The organism is Dietzia sp. B44, assembly GCF_014145245.1.
GTDB lineage: Bacteria > Actinomycetota > Actinomycetes > Mycobacteriales > Mycobacteriaceae > Dietzia > Dietzia natronolimnaea.
This window is the reverse complement of the sequence record NZ_JAALEF010000368.1, coordinates 1-2,854: the sequence shown is the minus strand read 5'-3', so window position 1 is coordinate 2,854 and position 2,854 is coordinate 1. Positions and strand designations below refer to the sequence as shown.

The 2,854-nt window shown below is 72.5% G+C and carries 3 protein-coding genes; all 3 read left to right on the top strand.

The window, feature by feature from the left end:
• On the top strand, nucleotides 1–1,113 hold a 1,113-nt coding region (locus tag G6017_RS12035), incomplete at its 5' end, for an RsmB/NOP family class I SAM-dependent RNA methyltransferase (RefSeq protein ID WP_182617565.1).
• A 6-nt stretch (nucleotides 1,114–1,119) separates the two neighbouring features.
• Nucleotides 1,120–2,058: an alpha/beta hydrolase gene (locus G6017_RS12030; protein WP_182617563.1), complete on the top strand. Its 939-nt coding sequence runs from the start codon at nucleotides 1,120–1,122 to the stop codon at nucleotides 2,056–2,058.
• A 55-nt stretch (nucleotides 2,059–2,113) separates the two neighbouring features.
• On the top strand, nucleotides 2,114–2,782 hold the full coding sequence (gene rpe, locus G6017_RS12025; RefSeq protein ID WP_182617561.1) for a ribulose-phosphate 3-epimerase: 669 nt from the start codon (nucleotides 2,114–2,116) through the stop codon (nucleotides 2,780–2,782).
• Nucleotides 2,783–2,854: the final 72 nt, after the last annotated feature.

Sequence of the window (2,854 nt, the reverse complement as noted above, 5' to 3'; positions counted from 1 at the left end):
TCCCGGATCGGGGCGCACGCGGCCGTCGACACCAGTGTGGAGGCGGCGCGGACGCAGGGGCTGGGCAGGGCCGGGGCGTTCGTCAACGCGGTGCTGCGCAAGGTCTCCGCACAGGACCTGGACGGCTGGGTCGCAGTGCTCCGGAAGGACGTGACGGACCCCGTCGCCCGGCTGGCGGTGGGCACCGCGCACCCGGAGTGGATCGCCCGTGCGTTCGCCGAATCCCTGGGGGCGGACGCAGCGGAGCTGCCCGAGCTGCTGGCCGCCGATGACGCGCGCCCCAAGGTGCACCTGGCGGCACTGCCCGGCGCCATCTCGGCGGAGGAACTCGCGCTGGTGACCGGCGGCACCGAGGGCGTCGTGTCGCCGTACGCGGTCCACCTCGACTCGGGTGACCCCGGGACCCTCGAGGCGGTGCGCGACCGGCTCGCCACGGTGCAGGACGAGGGCAGTCAGGTCGTCGCGATCGCCGCGTCCCGTGCACCGCTCGTCGGCGAGGACGGCGGCCGGTGGTTGGATCTGTGCGCCGGACCCGGTGGCAAGGCCGTCATGCTGGGCGCGTTGGCGGAGATCGAGGGCGCGACGGTGACCGGTGTGGAGGTCTCCGAACACCGCGCCGATCTCGTGCGGGAGGCCACCCGGGACCTTCCGGTGACCGTCCTCACCGCGGACGGCCGGGATCCCGGTCTGGAACCGGGGTTCGATCGAGTCCTCCTCGACGCACCGTGTTCGGGTCTCGGCGCCCTGAGGCGTCGTCCCGAGGCCCGGTGGCGAAAGACCGCCGCCGACATCCCGGGACTGGTGGTGCTCCAGCGGGAGCTGCTGGAATCCGCACTGCGTCTCGTGCGGCCCGGGGGCGTGGTGCTCTACGCGACGTGTTCCCCCCACCTGTCCGAGACGGTGTCTATGATCCGTGAGGCGAACAGGCGCGACGATGTCGAACTCCTCGACGTACGCGAGATCCTCGAGGGGATCGACGGGGCCGCCACCGAGGGCCTCGGAGACGGACCGTGGGTGCAGCTCTGGCCGCACCGCCACGGCACCGACGCGATGTTCATGGCGGGGCTGCGCAGGGTCGCCTCAGACCCCACACCGCTGACACGAGAGGACTGACAGTCGATGCCGTCAGCAGACGCGGACCAGGGCCGGGTCGACGCGACCTTCCTCTCCGGCGGGACCGGGTGCGCGGCGTGGGTGTACCGCCCGGAGACCTCGTCGGACCCCGGCGGGACAACCGCACCGGCCATCGTCATGGCGCACGGCCTCGGGTGTATCCGCGATCTCCGACTGCCCGCGTACGCCGAGCGTTTCCGCGACGCCGGCTTCGTCGTCGTGGTCTTCGACTACCGGCACTTCGGCGCCAGCGACGGGCAGCCCCGCCAGCTCCTCGACATCGGCCGTCAGCTCGACGACTGGCGGTCCGCGCTCGCCTTCACCCGGTCACTGACCGGCGTCGACCCGGACCGTGTCATCGCGTGGGGCACGTCGTTCTCGGGCGGCCACGTCCTCACGCTCGCCGGAACAGGGGAGCGACTCGCGGGGGTCGTCGCGCAGGTTCCGCACGTCAGCGGGCCGGCCGCGGTCCGGGCGACGCCGCTGCGCTCGGCGGTCAGGCTCACCCCCGCGATCATCGGCGACCTCTGGCGCGCGGCCCGGCGTGGGGAGCCCCGGTACGTCCCGCTGGTCGGTAAGCCGGGGGAGGCCGGTGCCATGACGAGCCCGGACGCCGACCCCGCGGTCGACCGCCTGGCGGCGGACTCCGGACTGGAGCGCGGCGACTTCCCCGAGTACGTCGCAGCCCGGATCCTGGTGCGGATCGGCTTCTATTCTCCGATCCGGCACGCGAGACGGATCGCGTGCCCCGTCCTGGTGCAGATCGCCACCCGGGACGCCATCACTCCCGCGGCGACCGCGCGCCGGGCCGCTCAGCGGATGCCGCGTGGCAGGTATCTGGAGTACCCGTGCGAGCACTTCGACCCCTACGTCGACCCGTACTTCGAGCAGATCGTGGCCGACCAACTCGAGTTCTGTCTCTCGCTGGCGGGTCCGGGCGCCTGATCGCGGTCCACGCCCTGGGAAGTCCGCTCGCGCCCGCCCGCCTAGACTGGGCGGCATGTCGTACCAGCCGCTCATCGCGCCGTCGATCCTGTCCGCCGACTTCGCCCGCCTGGACAGGGAGATCGAGCGGATCCCCGCCGCGGACTGGATCCACGTCGACGTGATGGACGGCCACTTCGTCCCCAACCTGTCCTTCGGCGCCCCGGTCGCGAAGGCGGTCGGCGAGGTCACCGACAAGCCGATGGACTGCCACCTGATGATCGAGGACCCGGCACGGTGGGTGGGCGACTACGTCGACGCGGGTGCGGCCAGCATCACCTTCCACGTCGAGGCCACCGACGATCCGAAGGCCGTCGCGGACCTGCTGCACTCGCGCGGCTGCCGGGCCGGCATCTCCATCAAGCCGGGCACGGCCGTGGAGCCGTACCTCGACCTGCTCGAGCACGTCGACCTGGTCCTGGTGATGAGCGTCGAGCCCGGGTTCGGTGGCCAGTCGTTCATGCCGGAGGTCCTCGACAAGGTCCGAACGCTGCGCGCGGAGATCGACCGGCGCGGGCTCGACGTGCTGATCCAGATCGACGGCGGCATCGACTCGCGCACGATCGGGGACGCCGCCTCCGCGGGCTGCGACGTCTTCGTCGCCGGATCCGCCGTCTACGGCGCGCCCGACCCCGACGCCATGATCGAGACCCTGCGCGCGGGGGCGGCGGACGCACGGGCGTGACGATGTCGGACGGGCCGGACGACGGTCGACGGCGCCGTGAGCGCGAGTTCCTGGCCGACGCCCTCGCCCTGT